The sequence below is a fragment of the Pandoraea cepalis genome (assembly GCF_902459625.1).
Lineage (GTDB): Bacteria > Pseudomonadota > Gammaproteobacteria > Burkholderiales > Burkholderiaceae > Pandoraea > Pandoraea cepalis.
In genome coordinates, this window is sequence record NZ_CABPRY010000016.1 from 41,888 (window position 1) to 65,023 (window position 23,136).

Sequence of the window (23,136 nt, forward strand, 5' to 3'; positions counted from 1 at the left end):
CATCCTGCATCACGATGAACAACGGGCGCACAGAGGCGCCCGTTGTTCATTCCTCGCTGACTTGATGCGGTGCGTCAGCTTGCCGACATGCCGCTGTGGCGTAGCAAGGCATCGACTTCCGGTGCGCGACCCCGGAACGCAATGAACGACGCCATCGCTTCGCGACTGCCGCCCACCGCGAGAATTTCATCGCGATAGCGGGCGCCGGTGGCGGTATCGAGAACCGAGCCGCCGACCTTCGCCGCCTCTTCGAACGCCGCATACACATCCGCCGACAGCACTTCGGCCCACTTGTAGCTGTAATATCCGGCCGCGTAGCCGCCTGCAAAGATGTGGCTGAAAGTATTCGGCCAACGCGAAAAATCCGCCTGAGGCGTAACGTGCAATCGATCGTTGATGCGTTGCGAAAGCGCCAGCACCGACTCGTTGCCGTGCGGATCGAAGTCGTAATGCAAGTGCATGTCGAAGTCGGAGAAGACCAACTGACGCAGCATCATCAAACCGCTTTGGAAGTTGCGGGCGGCCAGCATCTTGTCGAACAGGGCTCGCGGTAGCGGGGCGCCCGTCTCCACATGAGCGGTCATGTGCTCAAGCACATCCCACTCCCAACAGAAGTTCTCCATGAACTGGGACGGCAACTCGACAGCATCCCACTCGACACCATTGATGCCCGCCACGCCGGCATCTTCCACTTGTGTGAGCATGTGATGCAGGCCGTGCCCGAACTCGTGGAACAGCGTGATGACGTCGTCGTGCGGCAGCAACGCCGGCTTGTCGCCGACGGGGGCAGGGAAGTTGCACACGAGGTACGCCACCGGCGTTTGCAGCGCGCCGTTTCGCAGGCGCTTGCGTGTGCGGGCACTGTCCATCCAGGCGCCGCCGCGCTTGCCTTCGCGGGCGAACAGATCCATGTAGAACTGCGCAACGAGTTCGCCATCGCGTTCGATGCGGAAGAAGCGAACGTCCGGATGCCACGTTTCGGCGTCCTGCGGGCGAATCGTCACACCGAACAGCGTGCCGGCCACGCGAAACAGACCGTCGAGCACCTTGGGCAGTGGAAAATACTGCCGGACTTCCGATTCCGAGAAATCGTAGCGTTGCTGGCGCAGCTTCTCCGATGCGTAGGTCGTGTCCCAGGGTTGCAGCTTCTCGATGCCCAGCGACTTGGCGGCAAACGCTTGCAGTTCGGCCCAGTCTTGCTCGGCGTAGGGACGCGCGCGGCGGGCGAGGTCTTCGAGGAACTCGAGGACTTGCGCGGGCGATTCCGCCATTTTGGGCTCGAGCGATACCTCGGCGTAGTTCTTGAAGCCGAGCATGTGCGCTTCCTCGCGGCGCAGCGCGAGTTGCTCGACAACGATCTCGGTGTTGTCCCAGTCCGCCTCGCCGTTGCCGAATTGCGGGCCGAGTTCGGAAGCCCGGGTCACATTGGCCCGGTACAGCGTTTCGCGAAGCGCGCGATTGTCGGCATATTGCAGCACCGGAAAGTACGAGGGGAAATGTAGCGTGAATTTCCAGCCGTCCAGGCCATCGCGCTGTGCGGCGGCACGCGCCGCGGCCTTGTCGTCGTCGGGCAGGCCGGCGAGTTCCTGCTCGTCGGTCACGACAAGCGAGAATTTGTTGGTCGCGTCGAGCACGTGATCCGAGAATCGCTTGGCGAGGTCCGCCTGTGCTTCCTGGATGTCGGCGAATCGCGGTTTCTGGTCTTCAGGAAGTTCGGCGCCGCCCAATCGGAAGCCGCGCATCTCGTTGTCGAGAATCTTCTTGCGCGCCGGAGAGAGATCCGCGAATTCCTGGCCGGCTGCGATGGCCTTGTACTTTTCGAACAGCGCCAGATTCTGGCCGACGCTGGCGGAGAATTCGGTGACGCGCGGCAGGTTATCGCCGTATGCCGCGCGAAGCGCCGGGGTGTCGGCGACGGCGTTCAGGTGTCCAACGATTTCCCAGGCCCGACCCAAACCTTCGGTGCCGTCTTCTACGGCGTCGAGAATGTTGGCCCATGTCGGCGGCGTGGAGGGATCTGCGGCCTTGTCCACAGCCGCACGCGCTTGCGCCAGGAGCACGTCGACGGCGGGCGTCACATGTTCGGGGCGGATCTCGGTGAAACGGGGAAGTCCCTGGATATCGAGCAGAGGGTTGGTTTGTGGCGTATTCATGCGTTCGTTGTCCACGGGGAGGGGCTTACAAAGAGTGTGGGGGCATCCCGGGCAATTTTCCAGTCGTTTTTTTCAACCGGTCCGATTGGGCGTGTTGGCGGCGGAATCCCTGGAATGCGACGCCCGGCCGCCATTCAACGGCTTCCGCCGGCCATTCGACCATGGGCCCAAAAGCAACAAGGGCGCGCGCGACCGAGAGGTCGAGCACGCCCGGCTTGACGCGCGGTGCTGACGATCAGGCGCCGAGGGCGCGCTCGGCGGCCTCGAGCGTATTGACGAGGAGCATGGTGATCGTCATGGGTCCCACGCCGCCCGGTACCGGCGTGATATAGCCGGCCACGTCCTTGACGCCGTTGAAATCGACGTCGCCGCACAACTTGCCTGCGTCGTCACGGTTCATGCCGACGTCGATCACTGCCGCACCCGGTTTGACCATATCGGCCGTGACGATATTGCGCTTGCCCACGGCCGCGACAATGACGTCAGCGTTGCGGGTGTGGGCGGCCAGATCTCGCGTCTTGCTGTTGCAGATCGTGACGGTGGCGCCTGCCTGGAGCAGCATCATCGCCATCGGCTTGCCAACGATGTTCGACGCGCCGATCACCACGGCCACCGCCCCGCGCAGCGGGAAATCGACGGATTCGAGCATCTTCATGCAGCCATAGGGCGTGCACGGGCGGAACAGTGGTGCCCCCGTCATCAGGGCGCCCGCATTCGACACGTGGAAACCGTCAACGTCCTTTTCCGGCGCAATGGCCTCGAGCACCTTGTGGCTGTCGATGTGCTTAGGCAGGGGCAGTTGAACGAGGATGCCGTTGATCTTTGGATCGCGGTTGAGTTCATCGATGCGGGCAAGCAGGGCGCTTTCCGTCAGATCGGCCGGATAGCGGTCGAGCGAGGAATACAGGCCGTTGTCTTCGCAGGCCTTGACCTTGTTGCGCACGTAGACCTGACTGGCCGAATCTTCGCCGACCAGCACCACGGCAAGCCCGGGTTGGTGGCCGCGGGCGGTCAGAACGGCGGCGCGGGTGGCAATTTCGGCGCGAATACGTTTGGCGAGGGCGTTGCCGTCGATGAGGGTGGCGGTCATGATGCGTGGATATCGTAGGAAGGAAGGGGGCTGGCCCGAGGGGCCGGATACAGCCGCGCCGGTCAGGCAGGTGACAGGCGCAAAGACCGTATTATAGCGGCGCGCCGCAACGCGCCGCAACGCGCGGGGAGGGCGGCGCGGCGGCGGGGGGCGGCGGCTGCGGGCGAGCCACTGCGCTGCACGGCTGACGCTGCTCGCCGCATCTCCTTGGCGAGCAACATCATGCCGACGCAACCGGTCGAGACGCTACCGGTCGTTGGTCCGGCACTCCGGCCCCTCCCGCCAGTCAGCCTGCGCGATGACAATCGGGCGGCGGGCGGCGGTCGGGGTCAGGGGCGAGGCGATCCGCCGGAACGTTTGGAGAGTGCCAGGCGGAGCAGGTCGGCAACGGTATTGACGTTGAGCTTCTCCATGATGTTGGCGCGGTGCGCCTCGACCGTCTTGATGCTGATGCCAAGATCGTCTGCGATCTGCTTGTTCAGGCGGCCGGCGATGATGCGCTCGAGCACCTGATGTTCACGACTTGTCAGCTTGGACAGCAGATCCTCGGCGGCTTGCAACTCGCGTTGGCTGGTGGCGTCTTGCCGTGCTTTCGCGAGCATCCGCTCGACTTGAGCACGCAATTCCGCTTCGTCGAACGGCTTTTCGATGAAGTCCATCGCGCCCTTCTTCATCGTGTCGACGGCCATCGGCACGTCGCCATGGCCCGTCACGAAGATGATGGGAATGTTGAACCGGTTCTCGACCAGTTTTTCCTGAAGCTCCAGGCCGCTCATGCCCGGCATGCGAACATCCAGAATCAGGCAGCCAAGCTGATGCCCGTTGTAGTGCGAAAGGAATTCCTCGGCACTGGCAAAGCCTCGTACGTGGTAGCCATTGGCCTCGAGTAGCCAGCGAAGCGAGTCGCGGACCGCCTCGTCGTCATCAACGACGAAGACGGTTTCTTGTTCAATAGTGGTGTTGGGTGTCGTCATAGTCCTCCCCCGGATCCGGATGTCGTATCGCCTTCTAACGGTAACAGAATACAAAAAGTACAACCATTCCGCACGCCGTCGACGTCATTGTTTTCTACCCACAGACGGCCGTGGTGCGATTCGATGATCGAACGGCAGATATTCAGGCCCATGCCCATGCCGTCCGATTTAGTACTAAAGAAAGGTTCAAACAATCGTTCGATGGTGGCCTCGTCCACCCCAGGTCCATGATCCGACACCTGGAATTCGACAGATTTATCTCGCCGTTCCACGTGCAGACGCACGCTCAGGTCGCGTCGCTGGCCGGGCGGCGGCGTGTAGCCGTGCATGGCCTCGGCGGCGTTCTTGAGCAAATTCACGAGCACCTGTTCGATCAGCACCGGGTCGACGTTGATCTGTGGCAGTCCTGCAGGCAGCTCGGTCACAATGCGAATGCGGCGCTTGCGCGCTTCAATCTCGGCGAGGCCCACGGCATCCGCGACGATCTCGTAGATCGACGAGGGTTGACGCTTCGGTTCGCTACGTTTCACGAACGCGCGAATCCGCTTGATGATCATGCCAGCACGCACCGCCTGCTGTGACGTTTTTTCCAGCGCGGGCAGCAACGTTTCCGGCGAGGTGCGCCCGGCGCGCACCAGGGCCGCCGTGCCCATGCAGTAGTTGTTGATGGCCGCGAGCGGCTGGTTCAGTTCGTGGGCAAGCGACGAAGCCATCTCGCCCATGGTCGTCAGACGCCCCGTGAACTGCAGGCGTTCTTCTTCCTGACGGGCCAGCTCCTCCGCATGACGGCGGGCCGTAATGTCCGTTGCCACCTGCAACTGTGCCAAGTGGCCGTCCACCCACTGGATATATTGACGCCGGACTTCGAACCATTTCTGGTGCGCCGGCAGATAAATTTCCTGTGTCTGCGCAGCCGTGTCGGTGAGCGACGCGGCAGGCAGGCCGGCAAAGGCATCGACCAGATCGATGTGATCGAGCGACGCAGGGGAGAGTTCGCCGCCACCGGACAACTCCAGGTGGCCTTCCGGGCGCGTACCGAACAACTGACGGTAATAGCGATTCGCGAACAGCAATTCCGCCTTGTCGACGGCGAGTACCGATACCGACGCGTCGAGGCTCTCCAGCACCGTCGTGAACCGCTCATGGGCGGCGGCGAGTTCCTCGCGCGCCCGCTTGGGTTCGCTGATATCGGTCAGCGACGACATCCAGCCGGTCTGACGGCCATGCGCGTCCACGAGCGGCGAGACGAACATGCGCGCGTAGAAAATCGTGCCGTCCTTGCGCTGCACGCGAATTTCGAAGCCGTGCGAGGGCGCCTTGCCGCGCAGCGTCATGTCGATGCGACGCTGCATTTCGTGGATATCGTCTTTGGGCCAGTAAGGGTAGGGCGGCGCCCGGTACATGAGGTCCTGCTCGTCCCAGCCCGTCATCCGGCAGAACGCGGGGTTCACATAAGTAATGTGGCCCTGCAGGTCGAGCACGCGCATGCCGATGACGATGGAGTTCTCCATGGCCCGCCGGAACGACGTCTCGTTGAACAGCGCCTGCTGTGCCTCGAAGCGCTGGCGCGTATGCCGCCACAGGCTCCAGAGGCTCCAGAGCACGAAGCATGACAAGCCGGCGATCAGCCACACCAGCGTGTTGTTGACGAAATTACCGACGGCAGGATACGAGTAGATGCGCACCGCGAGACTGTGCCCGGGGGGATCGAGGAGCAGCTCGTAGGAGACATCGCGCGGTAACGGCGGGCGTGTCGATGTCGTTGCCAGCTCGTTGTTGTGAGTGTCGATGAACGACACCTTGAACTTGTCGCCAAGCTCCTGCGGCAACTCGTGGATCAGCAAGCCCTCCACCGAATACACCGCACTGATCGTGCCTAGAAATTCGCGCTCGCGCAGCACGGGCACCTGCACGACGATGTAGCTTGCGCCCGAGGCGTCATAAATCAGGGTGGAATAGGCCGAGCGGCGTGAATCGCGGGCGGCGCGGAACGCGACCAATAATTCGTCTTCCATCGGATGCTGCGCCGAGCCCTGCAATCGCGACGCGAACGGGGAATCCGCCGGCGCCGCCCACTTGGGGCGCTGCGACGCGTCGAGCCAATTCATGAAGACGATGTCCGCATGATTTTGCATCAGTTCGTTCGCCGTATTCTGGAAGTGCGCAACGTCCTGCGGCTTGGCTGCCGTGTCGCGCGCAAGCGAGCTGATCTGATCCTGAATGGCCAGCATGTTGAGGCGAATCTGTTGCTGCGCCCATGCCACATTCCGATACAGCGTGTCCTGCTGCTGCTCCGTCTCCCGGCGGTTCAGGCTCCACAGGATCAGACTCATCACCACGAGAAAGATCACAATGGAGACGAGCGGGACCAGCAAGTAGTAATGCGACTCCGCGAACCCCTGCAACCAGCGGTTGGAGCGGGCAGACGTAGCAGCGGACCGGGACGGCGGAGCGGAATTGGCAAGGCGGGGCGAAAGCATGGCGAGATTGTAGCGCAGGCCGGGCGGTTTCCCGCTGCCATCAACGGTGACTGCTTGCTTTTCGGAAGCCTCCGAGCTTTTGCGTAAGACGGCCGCGCAATTTGCTCTTGAGACCGAGCGGTACGCTGGAAAATCGTGGTGTGATGGCACCAGCAACCTATTGATTTTATGTGCACTGCAGCAGAATTCCGCATTATAAAATTTACTATCGTAATCTGAAATTTCGCTTGCGAAGGCGGGAATAACCTTCGTACAATGCCCCGGTAAAAAAGCCGGTGGGCCCGTCCATAAAGCGGGATTCGACCGTCACGCCAACCCGCTAACGACAGACAAGGAGACACCATGTCCGCCGTACCTGAAGAAGCCCTCAAGATCGTGTCCCCCGCGGACGCCGATCCCCAAGAAACGCAAGAATGGCTGGCCTCGCTCGAAGGCGTGCTGGCGGCCGAGGGCCCAGAGCGTGCCCACTACCTGCTCGAGAAGCTGATCGAGTTCGCCCGCATCAACGGCGAACATCACCCGTTCTCGGCGAATACCCCGTACATCAACACCATCCCGCTCGACCAGCAGGCCCGTATCCCCGGCGATCAGGATGTCGAGCACAAGATTCGCTCGTACACGCGCTGGAATGCGATCGCGATGGTGCTGCGCGCCGGCAAGGACACGAACGTCGGCGGTCACATCGCGTCGTTCGCCTCGGCCGCAACGCTCTATGACGTTGGTTTCAACCACTTTTGGCATGCGCCGTCCGACAAGCACGGTGGCGACCTGATCTTCGTGCAGGGCCACTCGTCGCCGGGCGTGTACAGCCGCGCCTTCCTGTTGGGCCGTCTGGAAATGCCCCAGCTCGAGAACTTCCGCCAGGAAGTGGACGGCGGCGGTCTGTCGTCGTATCCGCACCCGTGGCTGATGCCTGACTTCTGGCAGTTCCCGACGGTGTCGATGGGCCTGGGCCCGATCATGGCGATCTACCAGGCGCGCTTCATGAAGTACATCGAGTCGCGCAACATCGTGAAGACCGAGGGCCGCAAGGTCTGGGCCTTCCTCGGCGACGGCGAGACGGACGAGCCGGAATCGCTCGGCGCCATCGGCATGGCCGGTCGCGAGCATCTGGACAACCTCGTGTTCGTGATCAACTGCAACCTGCAGCGCCTGGACGGCCCGGTGCGCGGTAACGGCAAGATCATCCAGGAACTCGAATCGGAGTTCCGCGGTGCCGGTTGGAACGTCATCAAGGTGATCTGGGGCAGCCGCTGGGACACCTTGCTCGCCCGCGACAAGAAGGGTCTGCTGATGACGCGCATGATGGAGTGCGTTGACGGCGAGTATCAGACCTACAAGTCGAAAGACGGCGCCTACGTGCGCGAGAACTTCTTCAATACGCCGGAACTCAAGGCGATGGTCGCCGACTGGTCCGACGAAGACATTTGGGCGCTGAACCGCGGCGGCCACGATCCGCACAAGATTTTCGCCGCATACCAGGCGGCCACCCAGCACAAGGGTCAGCCGACGGTCATTCTGGCCAAGACCATCAAGGGCTACGGCATGGGTGAAGCCGGTCAGGCCATGAACATCACCCACCAGCAGAAGAAGATGCCGGTGGAGTCGCTCAAGAAATTCCGCGACCAGTTCAAGCTGCCGATCGCGGATGACCAGATCGCCGACGTGCCGTACCTGAAGTTCGAGGAAGGTTCGAAGGAACTCGAATACATGCGCGCGCGTCGCATGGAGCTGGGCGGCTATCTGCCGCAGCGTCGCACCAAGGCCGCATCGTTGCCGGTGCCTGCGCTGTCCGCATTCGATGCGCTGCTCAAGGCGACCGCCGAAGGCCGCGAGATTTCGACGACGATGGCGTTCGTGCGGATTCTCAACGTGCTGCTCAAGGACAAGGCGCTGGGCCAGCGCATCGTGCCGATCGTGCCGGACGAATCCCGCACCTTCGGTATGGAAGGTCTGTTCCGCCAGATTGGTATCTGGAGCCAGGTCGGCCAGCGCTACATCCCGCAGGATCAGGATCAACTGATGTTCTACAAGGAATCGGAGAGCGGTCAGATTCTGCAGGAAGGCATCAATGAAGCCGGTGGCATGTGCGACTGGATCGCGGCCGCAACGTCGTACTCGACGCACGGCGAGACGATGATCCCCTTCTACATCTTCTACTCGATGTTCGGCTTCCAGCGCGTGGGCGACCTGGCCTGGGCGGCCGGCGACATGCGCGCTCGCGGTTTCCTCGTGGGCGGCACGGCCGGACGTACGACCCTGAACGGCGAAGGTCTCCAGCACGAAGACGGTCACTCGCTGCTGTGGGCGTCGTCGATTCCGAACTGCTTGCCGTACGATCCGACGTTCGCTTACGAACTCGCCGTGATCGTTCAGGACGGCCTGCGTCGCATGGTGCAGGATCAGGAAGATGTCTATTACTACCTGACCGTGATGAACGAAAACTACGCGCATCCGGCCATGCCGGAGGGCGTGGAGCGCGACATCCTCAAGGGGATGTACGCGTTCCGTCGCGGGGCGGACGACAGCAAGGCACCGCGCGTGCAACTGCTGGGTTCGGGCACGATCTTCAACGAAGTGATCGCCGCCGCTGAAATGCTCAAGAACGATTGGGGCGTCGAATCGGACCTGTGGAGCTGCCCGAGCTTCACGGAACTGGCCCGCGAAGGTAACGACGCGGCGCGCCACAATCTGCTGCACCCGACCGAGCCGGCGCGCTTGTCGCATGTCGAGTCGTGCCTGAACGACACCCGTGGTCCGGTCATCGCATCGACCGACTACATCCGCACGTACGCCGATCAGATTCGCCCCTTCGTGCGGGGTCGTTATGTGGCGCTCGGTACCGACGGCTACGGCCGTTCGGATACGCGCGAGAAGCTGCGTCACTTCTTCGAGGTGGATCGTAACTGGGTCACGGTCGCTGCCCTCAAGGCATTGGCCGACGAAGGCACGCTGCCGGCGACCAAGGTTGCCGAAGCGATTGCCAAGTACAACCTGGATCCGAACAAACCCAACCCGATGACCGTCTAAAGGCCGCTTCGCGCGGCGCGTGTGACCGCCAGCCGCCTCAAGCGGCAGGCGGGGCGCGCCGCACGTCAAGCGCAGCCTCGAGGAGACTGTGGAAAATGAGTCAAGTGATCGAAGTGAAAGTCCCGGATATCGGTGACTTCAAGGACTTGCCCGTCATCGACGTGCTGGTCAAGGCGGGCGACAAGATCGATGCCGAGCAGGCCCTGATCACGCTGGAATCGGACAAGGCGACGATGGATGTGCCGAGCCCGGCCGCTGGCATCATCAAGGCGCTGAGCCTGAAAGTCGGCGATGAAGTATCTGAGGGTTCTCTCATTCTGACGCTCGAGACCGTAAACGGTTCGGGCGCATCAGCGAATGCGGCGGCGCCCGCGCCGGCGGCGGCACCTGCTGCGGCTGCTGCACCGGCGACCCCGGCCGCCAGCGGCGGTACGAGCAAGATCGACGTCAAGGTGCCGGATATTGGCGGTTACGACGACGTGCCCGTGATCGATGTGCTGGTCAAGGTGGGCGATACCGTGACGGCCGAGCAGTCGCTCGTCACGCTGGAGTCCGACAAGGCATCGATGGATGTGCCTAGCCCCGCGGCTGGTGTGGTCAAGGAATTGAAGGTCAAGGTCGGCGACAAGGTGTCGGAAGGCACGCTGATCGTTGTGCTCGAAGGCGCTGTTGCCGCCGCACCGGCGAAGGCCGCTGCCGCTGCCGTAGCGAGCGCACCGGCCCCGGCGGCACCGAGCGCTGCCCCCGCAGCCCCGGCTCCTGCTCCGGCCCCGACCGCCGCGCCTGCGACCCCCGCCGCCGCGTCGGACCATCCGCCGATCAGCCACGCCAGTCCGTCGGTGCGCAAGTTCGCCCGCGAACTGGGGGTGGATGTGACGCAAGTGAAGGGGACCGGCCCGAAGGGCCGCGTGGTCGTTGACGATGTGCGTAACTTCATCAAGAGCGTGCTTGCGGGCAATCGCCCTGCCGTGTCGGGCGCCGCGCCTGCCGGTGGTGGTGAGCTGAACCTGTTGCCGTGGCCGAAGATCGACTTCTCGAAGTTCGGTCCGATCGAGCCCAAGGCGCTCTCGCGCATCAAGAAGATTTCGGGCGCGAACCTGCACCGCAACTGGGTCATGATCCCGCACGTCACGAACAACGACGAAGCGGATATCGGCGAACTCGAAGCGTTCCGCGTGCAATTGAACAAGGAAAACGAAAAGGCCGGCGTCAAGGTCACGATGCTCGCTTTCGTCGTCAAGGCCTGCGTTCTGGCCCTGAAGAAGTTCCCCACGTTCAACGCAAGTCTGGACGGCGACAACCTCGTCTTCAAGCAGTACTTCCACATCGGTTTCGCAGCCGACACGCCGAACGGTCTCGTTGTGCCGGTCGTTCGCGATGCCGACAAGAAGGGCGTGTTCGAGATCGCCCGCGAGACCTCGGAACTGGCAAAGCTCGCCCGCGAAGGCAAGCTCAAACCGGACCAGATGCAAGGCGGCTGTTTCTCGATCTCGTCGCTTGGCGGTATCGGCGGCACGACCTTCACGCCGATCATCAACGCTCCGGAAGTGGCCATTCTGGGCCTGTCGCGTTCGTATCAGAAACCGGTGTGGGATGAGCGCAAGCAACAATTCCTGCCGCAACTGACGCTGCCGCTGTCGCTGTCTTACGATCACCGTGTGATCGACGGCGCCGAGGCCGCACGCTTCAACGCCTACCTGGGGCAACTGTTGCAGGATTTCCGTCGCGCGATGCTGTAATGGCAGGCGCCGCCGGTTGCGCGCAAGCGCAAGCCCGGCGGCGCTCGCGCGAACGCTTCAGGATCTGGACGGGGAGGGCATCATGACCACCGTGGTAGTCGTCAAGAAGGCCGGTGAGATCGCGATTGCCGCCGATTCGCTTGTGACGTTCGGCGATACGCGGCTCTCGCAATCGTACGAGGAAAATCGCAAGGTTTTTCTCGTAGGCGATTCCTATGTCGGCCTGGCGGGCACGACCGCACACTTTCCGGTCATGCGCGCCATTCTCTCCGGTATGGCGGACGAATGCCGTCTGCACTCGCGTGACGAGGTGTTCCGCACGTTCTGCCGCGTCCATCAGAAGCTCAAGGAAGAGTATTTCCTCAACACCAAGGAAGAGGAAGACGATCCGTACGAGTCGTCGCAGATCACCTGCGTGATCGCGAATCCGACGGGCATCTACGGGATTTATTCCTACCGGGAAGTGTTTGTTTTCGATCGGTTCTGGGGGATTGGCTCAGGGCGCAATTTCGCGCTCGGCGCCATGTACGCCCTCTATGACCAGGATCTGAGTGCCAGCGCCATCGCCGAAGCGGGCGTGAAGGCGGGGGCGGAGTTCGACAAGAGTTCCGCCGCCCCGTTTCAGGTGCACACGTTTCCGATCGATACCACCATCAAGTCATAAATGCGACAGGGAGACCCCGCATGAGTCTCATCGAAGTCAAAGTACCGGACATCGGCGCAGAGGGCGTGGATGTCATCGAAGTGATGATCAAGCCGGGCGACAAGATCGCCAGGGATGCATCGCTCATTACGCTTGAGTCTGACAAGGCGTCCATGGAAGTGCCGTCGGAAGTGTCGGGCACGGTCAAGGAAGTGAAGATCAAGGTGGGCGACAAGGCCAGTCAAGGCACGCTGATCGCGCTTGTCGAAGTGGACGGTGCCGGTGCCGCCAAGGCCGAAGCCCCGGTGGCCGCCTCCGCGCCGGCAGCGCCTGTCGCCGCCGCGCCTGCGGCAAAGCCGAGCGCCCCGGCCCCGGCTGCGGCCAAGCACAGCGGCGGTGCCGACACCGAGTGCGACGTGCTCGTGTTGGGCGCCGGTCCGGGCGGATACTCGGCGGCTTTCCGCAGTGCCGACCTGGGCCGCAAGACCGTGCTCATCGAACGCTATGCGACACTCGGCGGCGTGTGCCTGAACGTCGGTTGCATCCCGTCGAAGGCGCTGCTCCATACGGCGGCCGTTCTCGAAGAGGCCCAGACGCTCGGTCATCACGGCATTTCGTTCGCGAAACCCGAGATCGATCTCGACAAGCTGCGCGCCTACAAGGAAAGCGTGGTCGGCAAGCTCACGGGCGGTTTGGCCGGCATGGCCAAGATGCGCAAGGTGGAAGTCGTGCGCGGCGTCGGCACGTTCCTCGATCCGAATCACATCGAAGTCGTCGCTGAAGACGGCAGCAAACGCACCGTAAAGTTCGCGCAGGCCATCATCGCCGCGGGTTCGCAGGCGGTGAAGTTGCCGTTCCTGCCGGAAGACCCGCGCATTGTCGATTCGACCGGCGCCCTCGAGTTGCGTCAACTGCCGAAGAAGATGCTCGTGATCGGCGGCGGCATCATCGGTCTGGAAATGGCGACGGTATATAGCGCCCTGGGCACCGAGATCGATGTCGTGGAAATGCTCGACGGCCTGATGCAAGGCGCCGACCGCGATCTGGTCAAGGTCTGGGAGAAGATGAACACGAAGCGCTTCGGCCGCGTCATGCTCAAGACCAAGACCGTGGGTGCCGAGGCCAAGGCCGATGGCATCTACGTGAAGTTCGAGGGCGAGGCGGCACCGGCGGAGCCCCAGCGTTACGACCTCGTGCTGGTCGCCGTGGGCCGCAGCCCGAACGGCAAGAAGATCGGCGCCGAGAATGCGGGCGTCGCCGTGGGCGATCGCGGGTTCATCGATGTCGACAAGCAGATGCGGACCAACGTGCCGCACATCTTCGCGATCGGCGATATCGTCGGTCAGCCGATGCTGGCCCACAAGGCCGTGCATGAAGCCCACGTCGCGGCGGAAGCGGCGGCAGGCGAGAAGGCTTATTTCGACGCCATCCAGATTCCGTCGGTGGCCTACACCGATCCGGAAGTGGCTTGGGCCGGCAAGACGGAAGACCAGTTGAAGGCCGAAGGTGTGAAGTACGGCAAGGCCGTGTTCCCGTGGGCGGCATCGGGGCGCGCGATCGCGAACGGCCGTGACGAAGGCTTCACCAAGGTGCTGTTCGATGAAGAAACGCATCGCATCGTTGGCGGGGCCATCGTCGGCACGCACGCCGGCGATCTGATCGGCGAACTTTGCCTGGCCGTCGAGATGGGCGCGGATGCCGTCGATATCGGGAAGACGATTCACCCGCACCCGACGCTGGCCGAATCGGTCGGTATGGCAGCGGAGATTTACGAAGGTGTTTGCACCGACGTTCCGCCGGCTCGCAAGAAGTAAAAAGGCGCGTCGGTGTCTGGCGTGCGCCTCGGACGATTCCGGGGGGCGCGCGCCGGGCATGCATGACGTGACCGATATCCGCCGCGCCGCATTCGGGGCGAGGTCGGGTGCCAAAAAACCGCCATTTCGCTCCGAGATGGCGGTTTTTTCTATGGCGGCGACGTCGCCGTTCGCCCCTAAAACGAAAAACCCGGCACGAGGCCGGGTTCGAACGCTAGCGTCGCGAGACGCTATCGATTACTTCTTGGCGCTGGAGGCAGCACGCGAAGCCTGAGCAGCAGCCTTCGTCGCGACGCTGCTCGCGGCAGCGAAGTTCGTCTCGGCGATTTCAACGGCTTGCTTGGTGGCCTTCTGCACGCTATCGAACGCGCTGCTGGCTGCCGACATGGCCGACTTGGCCAGTGCAACGGCAGACTCCGAACCGGCCGGGGCGTTCTTGGCCAGATTGTCGAACAGGGCTTGCACGTTCTGCGAGCTTTCCGCCAGTTGGGCTTCGGCCACCTTCGTCACTTCGGCTTGCGTCGACGAAGCGATTTCGTACAGGTGACGGCCATACGCGATCGCCTTTTCGGCGGCGGGCTGGACGAGGTTGGCTTGCAGGGCGAGCAACTCTTGCGCGTCTTTCACGGCGAAGGCCTTCTGCGCGGTCGAGGCGGACTCGGCCAGCGATGCCTTGACAGCTTGCAGGTTCAGCTCAACGAGCTTTTCCATGCCTTCGAACGCTTTGTTGGTCAGGCCAAAAAGGGTTTCGAGATTGGCTTTGTGGGCGGCGGCGAATTGCTCGGGGGTCAGAAACGACATGGCGTTCTCCTATGATGGTGTCATACACAACGTATCGACCCACTCCGTGTTCGCTAATGAGTTCTCACCTTATCTTGGTGAAAACACGGTTGGGGCCTCTAAATGGGGTGCGATTTCTTTTGTGCATCGCACAATTGCAAGTGTAGAGATATTTTTGTCGCTGTCAAGTCTTTTTTGTGCGCTGCAACAATTCAATAAAAGCTTACAAAATCAACCGGTTGGGATCCCATGGCCGACGTGTGACACCGCGTTGCGGCGAATGGCGGGCACCGTCCGGAAACGCTTCATTGGTGCGGCTCCGCACCGTTTTGGCACCCGGCGCACCCCGTGCGCCGATGTTACTATCGTCGAGTTCCGGCACTGGCGAGACATCGTCGCGGTCAACGGCTCGCTGCCTTACCGAGCGTGGCTCGCGTGGTCCATGCGCCTGTGCCGATGTCATTCAACGCCCTTTTGCGTGCCGCCACTGCCGGCCATTCGCGTCGATGCAAGCGTTCTACAGCGATCATTTCGTGCTGCCGTTGCCACCCGGGCATCGGTTTCCGATGGAAAAGTATGCCCGTCTGCGCGAGCGTGTGGCGGGGGAATTGCCGCACGTCGCGCTTGCCGAGGCATTGTCCGCGGACGACGTGATGCTCGGTCGCGTCCACTCGCCGGCGTACGTGGCGCGAGTGAGCGCCGGTCAGTTGGATCCCAAAGAGCAGCGTACGATCGGATTCCCATGGTCACCGCAAATGGTCGAGCGCTCGCGCCGGTCGGCGGGGGCGACGGTGGCGGCCTGCCGGGCCGCGCTGACCGATGGCGTGGCTGCGAATCTCGCTGGGGGAACCCATCACGCGTATGCCGACCGTGGCGAAGGCTTCTGCGTGTTCAACGACGCAGCGGTCGCGGCGCGCACGATGCAGGCCGACCTCGGCCCGGGCACGCGTGTGGCGATCATCGATCTCGACGTGCATCAGGGCAACGGCACGGCGGCCATTTTCGAGCACGACCCGAGCGTGTTCACGCTGTCGCTGCACGGCGAGCATAACTACCCATTTCACAAGGCGCGCGGTGATCTCGACGTGGCATTGCCCGACGGATGCGGCGACGACGATTACCTGGTCGCGCTCGGCCACGCACTGACCGATCTCTTCGCGCAATTCACCCCGACCCTTGCGATTTATCTCGCGGGCGCCGATCCGCTGGCGAATGATCGGCTTGGCCGGCTGGCATTGACGCATGACGGCTTGCTCGCGCGCGACCGTCGGGTGCTGACGGCCTGCGCCGAGCGCGGGTTGCCGGTGGCTATCGCAATGGCAGGCGGCTACGGCCGCGACATCGAACAGACGGTCGCCGCGCATTTTGCGACGATCCGCCTCGCCGATCAGTTCCAGCAGGCGGTCCGCCGTGGGCACCCTGCGCCGGCAGAAGGTGCGCTCGTATGAGCGAGCATCGCACGGTGTCACCTTCGCCCGCGAATGCGCCACAGGGTCGCGAGATGGCCGGCACCGAACGTGCGGCGATCTGGCGCGCGGCCATGCCGTGGTGGTTCGTGTTGATCTGGAGCACCGGTTTCATTGTCGCCAAATACGGCATGCCGAATGCCGAGCCGCTGACCTTTCTTGCGCTGCGCTTCGGCGGCACGCTGCTGGTCATGCTTCCCATCGCCTGGTTGACGGGCATGTCATGGCCGAGGCGGCGCGCGGCGGAGGGCCGGGCGGTACCGGCCGGCACGATGGGGCGCATCGACTGGCCGCTCATTGCGCATCTTGCCGTGTCCGGCACGCTGATCCAGGCGGTGTATCTCGGCGGCGTCTGGGCGGCGATCAAGCACGGCGCGCCTGCCGGGCTGGCAGCGCTGGTCGTCGGCATCCAGCCGTTGTTGACGGCACTCTTCGCACGTGTGGTCGGTGAGCCGGTCTCGCGCCGGCAATGGTTGGGGCTGCTGTGCGGATTCGCCGGCGTCGGGCTGGTGGTGGCCAACAAGGTTGGCGTTCGCGGCATCGGCGCGGTTCCGGTGGCCTTGTGCGTGTTGAGCCTGCTCGCGATCACGGCGGGCACGCTCTATCAAAAACGGTTTTGCGCCCATTTCGATTTGCGTGTCGGCACGCTCGTGCAGTTCGGTGCGGCGTTTGCGGTAACGCTGCCCGCCGCGTGGATGCTCGAGACGATGCAAGTGCGCTGGAACGCGCAAATGATCGGCGCGCTGGTATGGTCGGTGCTGGCGTTGTCGATCGGTGCCATCTCCTTGCTGTTTCTGCTGATTCGACAGGGCGCCGCGACCAAGGTATCCAGCCTGATGTATCTGACGCCTCCGACGACGGCGGTCATGGCCTGGTTGCTGTTCGGCGAGACGTTGTCCCCGCTGAGTGCCGCCGGGATGGTCGTCGCGGCCCTTGGCGTTGCGCTTGTCATCGAGCGGCGGGCGATGCCGGCCGCGTCGTCGCCATGAGCCGGGCGACGCATTTTCCCCTTCGTTTGCCGTGAGCCAGTCTAATGAAACACCTACACCAACACCCGCACCAGGACGCCGCACAGCCCTCGGCGCAGAACGCCGCCGAGGCAGCCGACTTGCATGCGCAACCGGGGACGGGGGAGGGGGCGCGTCGCCCGACGATCGGCAATGACGCCGAGCAGCGTGTGGCCTATGTCGACGAGGCCATTCGCAGCCGGCGCTCGATTCGGGCGTACTTGCCCACCCCGGTGCCGCAGGCAACGGTGGCGGACATTCTTCGCGTGGCCTCGCGTGCGCCGTCGGGCAGCAACATTCAGCCTTGGCAAACGTATGTATTGACCGGCCAGGCGCTGACATCCTTGACGTCGCGCCTGCTGGAGGCGTTCAACGACCCGGCGCAGCGCTTGATGCATCAGGAGGAGTACGCCTACTACCCGCGCGAGTGGACGGAACCTTACCAGGCGCGGCGGCGCAAGGTCGGTTGGGATTTGTATGGACTGCTGGGTATTGGCCGCGCCGACAAAGACCGCATGCAGGGGCAGCACGCGCGCAACTTCTGTTTCTTCGACGCGCCGGTCGGACTGATCTTCACGATCGATCGACACCTGGAGCAGGGGAGTTGGCTGGACTACGGCATGTTCCTGCAGAGCGTGATGGTCGCGGCGCGGGCGCGCGGTCTCGACACTTGCCCGCAGGCCGCGTTCGCCACGTTTCACCAGGTGATTGCGGCGGAACTGCGCCTGCCCGAGACCCGAATGGTGGTGTGCGGCATGGCATTGGGGTATGCGGATCCGGAGGCCATCGAAAACCAGCTTGTCACCGACCGCGCGCCGCTGGATGAGTGGGCGCATTTCCTAAGCTGAATCACCTCCGGATGTTGGCGTTATTTGGCAATTTGTTGCGAATGTGCAGTTTGGCGGATTGCGCCGCACAAAACTGCCAGATGCCGGATTAAGTATTTCAGCTAAGTCATTCATATTGCTTATTTTTTGGGAAGTTACTAAACTTCTTCCAAACTCGTTGCCTGTCAACCTTACGCTACCCCCAATCTATGTACGCGATCACCACCCTTGCGCGTCTGTGCCGCTCCCGCCTCTGGGGTGCTGCCGTCGTGGCGATCTCGCTCGCCGCTGGTGCCCCCGCCGTCGTTCAAGCTGCCGGTAAGACGAGCGTATGCTCGTCCAAGGCGGCCAAGACGGCCGCCCAGAAGCGTGCGTGTGCCAACACCAAGGCGACGAAATCCGTCGCTGCGTCCCATTCCGGTGCCAAACGAGCCGTTGCCAAGACCGCCTCGCGCGAGAAGGCCGGCGCCAAGGCGCGCAAACTGGCTGCCGTCGAAGAAGACGCGGCCACCAAGCGCGTTGCCATCAAACACGTCGTCTACAAACACGGCAAACGTCGTGTCGTGACGTCGTATCGCACCGTCAACTTTACGCCGCAGGCGCAGGATCGGCTGTCCGCCGGGCGCGCATTCGGTCTGCATGAATCCCCTGACGCGCTGGCGCTGCGTTCCTCGGTGGCCTATGTCGTCGATGAGCGCACCGGCGAATCGCTGTTCGACAAGAACTCGCAAGCCGTGTTGCCGATCGCGTCGATCTCGAAGCTGATGACCGCGATGGTGTCGCTCGACGCGGGCGTGCCGATGACGGACATGATGGAAGTGACGGACGAAGATCGCGATTACGAGAAGGGTACGGGGTCGCGTCTGTCGGTGGGGTCGCGTCTGTCGCGTGAAGACATGCTGCACATTGCGCTGATGTCGTCGGAGAATCGCGCGGCCGCTGCGCTGTCGCGTTACTTCCCGGGCGGTCGTCCGGCGTTCCTCGCGGCGATGAACCGCAAGGCGAAGCAGCTCGGTATGAACGACACGCACTTCAACGATCCAACGGGCCTGTCGAGCCAGAATGTGTCGAGCGCACGTGATCTGGTGAAGATGGTCAAGGCCGCTTATCAGTACCCGATGATTCGCCGTTTCTCGACGGACAGCAATTACGACGTCAATACCGGCCGTCGCGAATTGCACTATGTCAGCACGAATCACCTGATCGGACACCCGGGCTGGGAAATCGGTCTGCAGAAGACGGGCTACATCAACGAAGCGGGGCAATGCCTCGTGATGCAAGCCAACGTCGATGGCCGTCCGGTGATCATGATTCTGCTCGATTCGACCGGCAAGTACTCGCGCTTCGCCGACGCCACGCGCGTTCGCAAGTGGCTGCTCGAAGGGGGCGGCGCTACGCCGCAACGCACGGCGGGTACGGCACCGACGGCACAAGTCGCGACCAATAGCGAACACGCGCTGTAAGTCGCCCAAACCGTTGCCAAACAAAAGGCGCTCCCTCGGGAGCGCCTTTTGCATTCTGCAACCGGATTCGCGAAGCGCGATCTCGGCTCGGGCTATTCGGCTGTCGCTACATGCGACACGTTGCTGCCGACGGCAGGGTTCGGCGCGTGAAAGCCGAGCGACGCGGAAATCTGCAGCGCCGTCTCGTTCAGATTTGCGAGCCACGCGTCCTGCAAACGGTCGGCGGGTGCCGACAGCGAGAGTCCGGCCACGAGCTTGCCGCTGTCGTCGTAGATGCCCGCCGCAATGCAGCGAACCCCCAGTTCGAGTTCCTCGTTGTCGCGGGCATAGCCGGACTTGCGCACGTGGCTCAACTCGCGCTCGAGTTTTTGCAGATCGGTGATGCTGTTGCGGGTGTGTCCCGACAGGCCGGTGCGCGTGGCATACGCGCGCACGCGCGCGGCTTCGTCTGCCGCGAGGAAGAGCTTGCCGACCGATGTCAGGTGCAAGGGCGCATGGCCACCGATGGCGCGCACCACTTGCATCCCCGAACGCTCGCTGTAGGCCCGCTCGATATAGACGATTTCATCGCCCTGGCGCACCGACAGGTTGACAGTCTGGCCGGTCATCCGGTGCAGGCCGCGCATGGGCGCGAGGGCGGCATCGCGCACCGACAACCGTGCCTTGACCAGATTGCCGAGTTCGAGCAGCCGCATGCCCAGACGGTACGTGCCCGGATCACAGCGGTCGACAAAGCGGCAGGCGACCATGTCGTTCAGGATACGGTGCGCCGTGGACGGATGCAGTTCCGTGGACTGCGCCAATTCCTTCAGGCTGACGGGATCGGCATGGGCGGCAAGGGCATCGAGCAGACGCATCATGCGCTCGATGACCTGGATGGACGTGCGCGACTCCGTACTTTGACTACCTTCGTCTTTCATGGGGGAGGGCCGAGTTTCGTATAGGGGTGATTCTATATCATATTGTGAAAAATTCGCACCCTTCCTGTAGAGGACTTCTGCGAAAAGTGGGCGTGCCACAGGAGAGCGTCGTTGCCGCAGTCTCGGCTGACTGAAACCGAAAGTGGTCTCTCGTCCAGACGACTACCATGGCCTTGTCATTTCATTCGGTGTTCGGCTGGATCGAAAGACGAGATCGGCACGCTCAAGGAGGTTCGGGGAATGTACAGGTACGGATTTGCGCCGGGGGCGGGGAGTTGGCCGCAGCCAAAGTGCACGCATGGCCGGGAGGCCGTCACTTACGGAAAGTCGATTGCCGAAAAGCACGCGGAAATCGTCGGACAGTTTCGGCGGATCGCCAACGCGAAGGCGCAGTTGGGATTGGACTGTGGCGCGCTGTCTCGCCTGGAAAGTGCCTTCTTTTCGACTTACAAGAAGGCGACGTCGGGGTACTGGGGCGGCGGACTGTGGGACGGGGTCTATCGATATGTCGGCAACCCGAGCCGATCGGGGCCCTACTGCCAGGTCGGCGAGCAGTTGAATGATCACGATGTCGACAGTCTCACGCCGTCGGCGAGGCGGTTCTCGGCGATTCTGGGGCATCTGACGGAGGCGCTGCGCAAGGAGCAGGAAATCCTGGCGAAATGTCTCGCCACGGCGCAGCGCTCGGTGGCGTCCAGCGGGGCGACCTTTGACGACCGCGCTATCCAGATGACGGCGAGTCAGAGTCAGTCGACCGAGCGCGCCGATAGCGTCGCCGAGATCGAGCGATGCCTGGCTGGCGTGCGCGAGTCGATCGCACTGGCTACCAAGGAGGTGTGGCCGGAACGCAAGCACTACGGCAAGCGCGTTGTCATGACGTCTTCCCTATACTCCGCGGCGGCCGCCGTGGCGGTGGCGGGATTGTTTTTGTCGGGCGGTCTTCTCGGCGTCGTGGCGACGGTGATGACGCTGGTGATCCGCGGGGTCAGCCTGGGAAGTATTCGTGGGTTCGATCGTGAGCGAGGATGGAAGTCGGTAGAAAGTCTGTTGGCAAGCACCAAGCAATTCATTGAAACGGAGGGGACTATGATGAGATCGTATTTGGACGTGGCCGATCGGCGTGCCGCGCTCGAGCGTGAAAGTATGGTGTGGAATCTTTTGACGGGCATCAAGACTGGCCTGGGCCAGGTCAATAGTCACGTGGACTCGCTGGACAGTCGGGCAGGCGTCCTTTCGACGCAAATGGCCACCGTGGCGAATCGAATGGACGGTCGATTGGATGGGATCACCGGTCAAGTGAACACCCTCACCCATCGGTTCGACGGTTTCACCACGCAAGCGTCCAGCTTCACCGATCAAGCCGGTAAGCTCACCGGTCAAGTCGGTAAGCTCACCGGTCAAGTCGATAACTTCACCGGTCAAGTCGGTAAGCTCACCGGTAAAGTCGATAACTTCACCGGTCAATTCGATCACCTCGCCGGTCAAGTCGATAACCTCACCGGTCAAGTCGATAACCTCACCGGTCAAGTCGGCGGCCTCACCGATGGATTCGGAAAGCTCACCGATCAAGTCGATAACCTCTCCGGCCAAGTCGGCAGCCTGACCGATCGATTCGGAAAGCTCACCGATCAAGTCGGCAGCCTCAGCACTCGGCTCGATGGCGTCACCGGTCAAGTCGATACCCTCACGAACCGATTGGACACCCTGTCGTCGGAAGTCGCCGCAGGGTTCGCGAACACCGACGCCAAATTTGAAAGCTTCAGAAAAGACTTGCAGCGGTTGACGCGGGTGCAGGAGATGATGGCGGCGCGCCTGGCGCTCATGCCCTATCCTGCAGCGGCGCCCCGCGCCGAGCGACGCGGGCTGACGCGGACAAACTCGTTGAGCGCGTTGAGCGACGCGGCCCCCCGGATGGCGTAAGCGACGGCGCGATATGCGGGAATCCACGCTGGGCCAGACCGGCCCAGCGACTTATAATGGCCCATTATTCCCGGAAAGAGGATTCCCCCAATGCGCGTCGGACTCTTTGTCACGTGTCTGATCGACCTGATGCGTCCGGAGATCGGCTTCTCGACGCTCAAGCTGCTGGAGACGGCGGGCTGCGAGGTCGTGATTCCCGATTCCCAGACCTGCTGTGGTCAGCCCGGCTATAACTCGGGCGAACGGGCCATCGCCCGCGATCTCGCTCAGAAGTTTCTCGAGGAGTTCGAATCGTTCGACTACGTCGTCGTGCCGTCGGGATCGTGCGGTGGCATGGTCAAGGCGCACTACGGCGACCTCTTCGCCGACGACCCCGAACTCATGGGCCGGTACGAGCGACTGCGCCCGCGCGTGTTCGAGCTGACCGATTTCCTCGTCAATGTGCTGCACATCGATACCGTGCCCGGCGATTACAACGGCGAAGTGACCTATCACGACGCATGCTCGGGGTTGCGTGAGCTGGGCGTCAAGACGCAGCCGCGCGCATTGCTCGCGAAAATGCCGGGCGTCAAGATGACGGAAATGAAGGACTGCCAGGCTTGTTGCGGTTTCGGAGGCACCTTCGCGCTCAAGTACGGCAACATCTCGACGGCCATCGTCGACGAGAAGTGCGCGAACATCGCCGCGAGCGGGGCGCCAGCGGTCGTGCTGGGCGACCTCGGATGCATGCTCAACATCGAAGGACGTCTGCGCCGCACCGGCGACACGAAGACGCGCGTGCTTCACATTGCCCAGGTGCTCGCGGGCGATGTGTGAGCTCACCGCTGTCC

16 protein-coding genes are annotated in these 23,136 nt (G+C 62.8%); 10 read left to right on the top strand and 6 right to left on the bottom strand.

Features of this window, described 5'->3' with window-relative positions:
* Positions 1–74: 74 nt before the first annotated feature.
* The 4 genes from PCE31107_RS21765 to PCE31107_RS21780 all read right to left on the bottom strand — a co-directional run bounded on the left by PCE31107_RS21765 (position 75) and on the right by PCE31107_RS21780 (position 6,697).
* Positions 75–2,153, bottom strand: a complete 2,079-nt coding sequence (locus PCE31107_RS21765) for a M3 family metallopeptidase (RefSeq protein WP_130025663.1) — start codon at positions 2,151–2,153, stop codon at positions 75–77.
* 235 nt (positions 2,154–2,388) lie between these two features.
* Entirely contained in the window at positions 2,389–3,243 is an 855-nt protein-coding gene (folD, locus tag PCE31107_RS21770) for a bifunctional methylenetetrahydrofolate dehydrogenase/methenyltetrahydrofolate cyclohydrolase FolD (RefSeq protein ID WP_150610628.1), read from the bottom strand.
* Positions 3,244–3,572: 329 nt separating this feature from the next.
* On the bottom strand, positions 3,573–4,217 hold the full coding sequence (locus tag PCE31107_RS21775) for a response regulator transcription factor (protein WP_130025665.1): 645 nt from the start codon (positions 4,215–4,217) through the stop codon (positions 3,573–3,575).
* Complete coding sequence (locus PCE31107_RS21780) at positions 4,214–6,697, bottom strand: PAS domain-containing sensor histidine kinase (protein WP_246181934.1); 2,484 nt, start codon at positions 6,695–6,697, stop codon at positions 4,214–4,216. Before PCE31107_RS21780 ends, PCE31107_RS21775 begins: the two co-directional genes overlap by 4 nt.
* A 342-nt stretch (positions 6,698–7,039) precedes the next feature.
* Here PCE31107_RS21780 and aceE point away from each other — a divergent pair, with 342 nt between their 5' ends.
* The 4 genes from aceE to lpdA all read left to right on the top strand — a co-directional run bounded on the left by aceE (position 7,040) and on the right by lpdA (position 13,923).
* Complete coding sequence (gene aceE / locus PCE31107_RS21785) at positions 7,040–9,727, top strand: pyruvate dehydrogenase (acetyl-transferring), homodimeric type (protein ID WP_130025666.1); 2,688 nt, start codon at positions 7,040–7,042, stop codon at positions 9,725–9,727.
* A gap of 95 nt (positions 9,728–9,822) precedes the next feature.
* The gene (aceF, locus tag PCE31107_RS21790) at positions 9,823–11,466 is read left to right on the top strand and encodes a dihydrolipoyllysine-residue acetyltransferase (protein ID WP_150610629.1); all 1,644 of its coding nucleotides are present in this window, start codon (positions 9,823–9,825) and stop codon (positions 11,464–11,466) included.
* 82 nt (positions 11,467–11,548) lie between these two features.
* Entirely contained in the window at positions 11,549–12,130 is a 582-nt protein-coding gene (locus tag PCE31107_RS21795; protein ID WP_026131554.1) for an Ntn hydrolase family protein, read from the top strand.
* 20 nt (positions 12,131–12,150) lie between these two features.
* The gene (gene lpdA / locus PCE31107_RS21800) at positions 12,151–13,923 is read left to right on the top strand and encodes a dihydrolipoyl dehydrogenase (protein ID WP_150610630.1); all 1,773 of its coding nucleotides are present in this window, start codon (positions 12,151–12,153) and stop codon (positions 13,921–13,923) included.
* 237 nt (positions 13,924–14,160) lie between these two features.
* On the opposite strand, the gene PCE31107_RS21805 is transcribed toward lpdA, so the two are convergent.
* On the bottom strand, positions 14,161–14,724 hold the full coding sequence (locus PCE31107_RS21805) for a phasin family protein (RefSeq protein WP_150610631.1): 564 nt from the start codon (positions 14,722–14,724) through the stop codon (positions 14,161–14,163).
* Between the two features lie 485 nt (positions 14,725–15,209).
* Here PCE31107_RS21805 and PCE31107_RS21810 point away from each other — a divergent pair, with 485 nt between their 5' ends.
* The 4 genes from PCE31107_RS21810 (at position 15,210) to pbpG (ending at position 19,466) form a co-directional block, all read left to right on the top strand.
* Positions 15,210–16,151, top strand: coding sequence for a histone deacetylase family protein (locus PCE31107_RS21810; RefSeq protein ID WP_130025669.1), 942 nt, complete (start codon positions 15,210–15,212; stop codon positions 16,149–16,151).
* 53 nt (positions 16,152–16,204) lie between these two features.
* A complete protein-coding gene (locus PCE31107_RS21815; RefSeq protein WP_150610645.1) occupies positions 16,205–17,158 on the top strand; it encodes a DMT family transporter in 954 nt (317 codons plus the stop codon).
* Between the two features lie 44 nt (positions 17,159–17,202).
* A complete protein-coding gene (locus PCE31107_RS21820; RefSeq protein WP_246181935.1) occupies positions 17,203–18,024 on the top strand; it encodes a nitroreductase in 822 nt (273 codons plus the stop codon).
* 188 nt (positions 18,025–18,212) lie between these two features.
* A complete protein-coding gene (gene pbpG / locus PCE31107_RS21825) occupies positions 18,213–19,466 on the top strand; it encodes a D-alanyl-D-alanine endopeptidase (protein WP_150610632.1) in 1,254 nt (417 codons plus the stop codon).
* A gap of 92 nt (positions 19,467–19,558) precedes the next feature.
* On the opposite strand, the gene PCE31107_RS21830 is transcribed toward pbpG, so the two are convergent.
* Positions 19,559–20,386 (bottom strand): IclR family transcriptional regulator, encoded by an 828-nt coding sequence (locus tag PCE31107_RS21830; RefSeq protein WP_130025671.1) that lies wholly within the window; start codon positions 20,384–20,386, stop codon positions 19,559–19,561.
* 111 nt (positions 20,387–20,497) lie between these two features.
* Here PCE31107_RS21830 and PCE31107_RS21835 point away from each other — a divergent pair, with 111 nt between their 5' ends.
* On the top strand, positions 20,498–22,306 hold the full coding sequence (locus tag PCE31107_RS21835) for a hypothetical protein (RefSeq protein WP_150610633.1): 1,809 nt from the start codon (positions 20,498–20,500) through the stop codon (positions 22,304–22,306).
* Between the two features lie 90 nt (positions 22,307–22,396).
* Positions 22,397–23,122, top strand: a complete 726-nt coding sequence (locus PCE31107_RS21840) for a (Fe-S)-binding protein (RefSeq protein ID WP_130025673.1) — start codon at positions 22,397–22,399, stop codon at positions 23,120–23,122.
* The last annotated feature ends 14 nt before the right edge of the window (positions 23,123–23,136 follow it).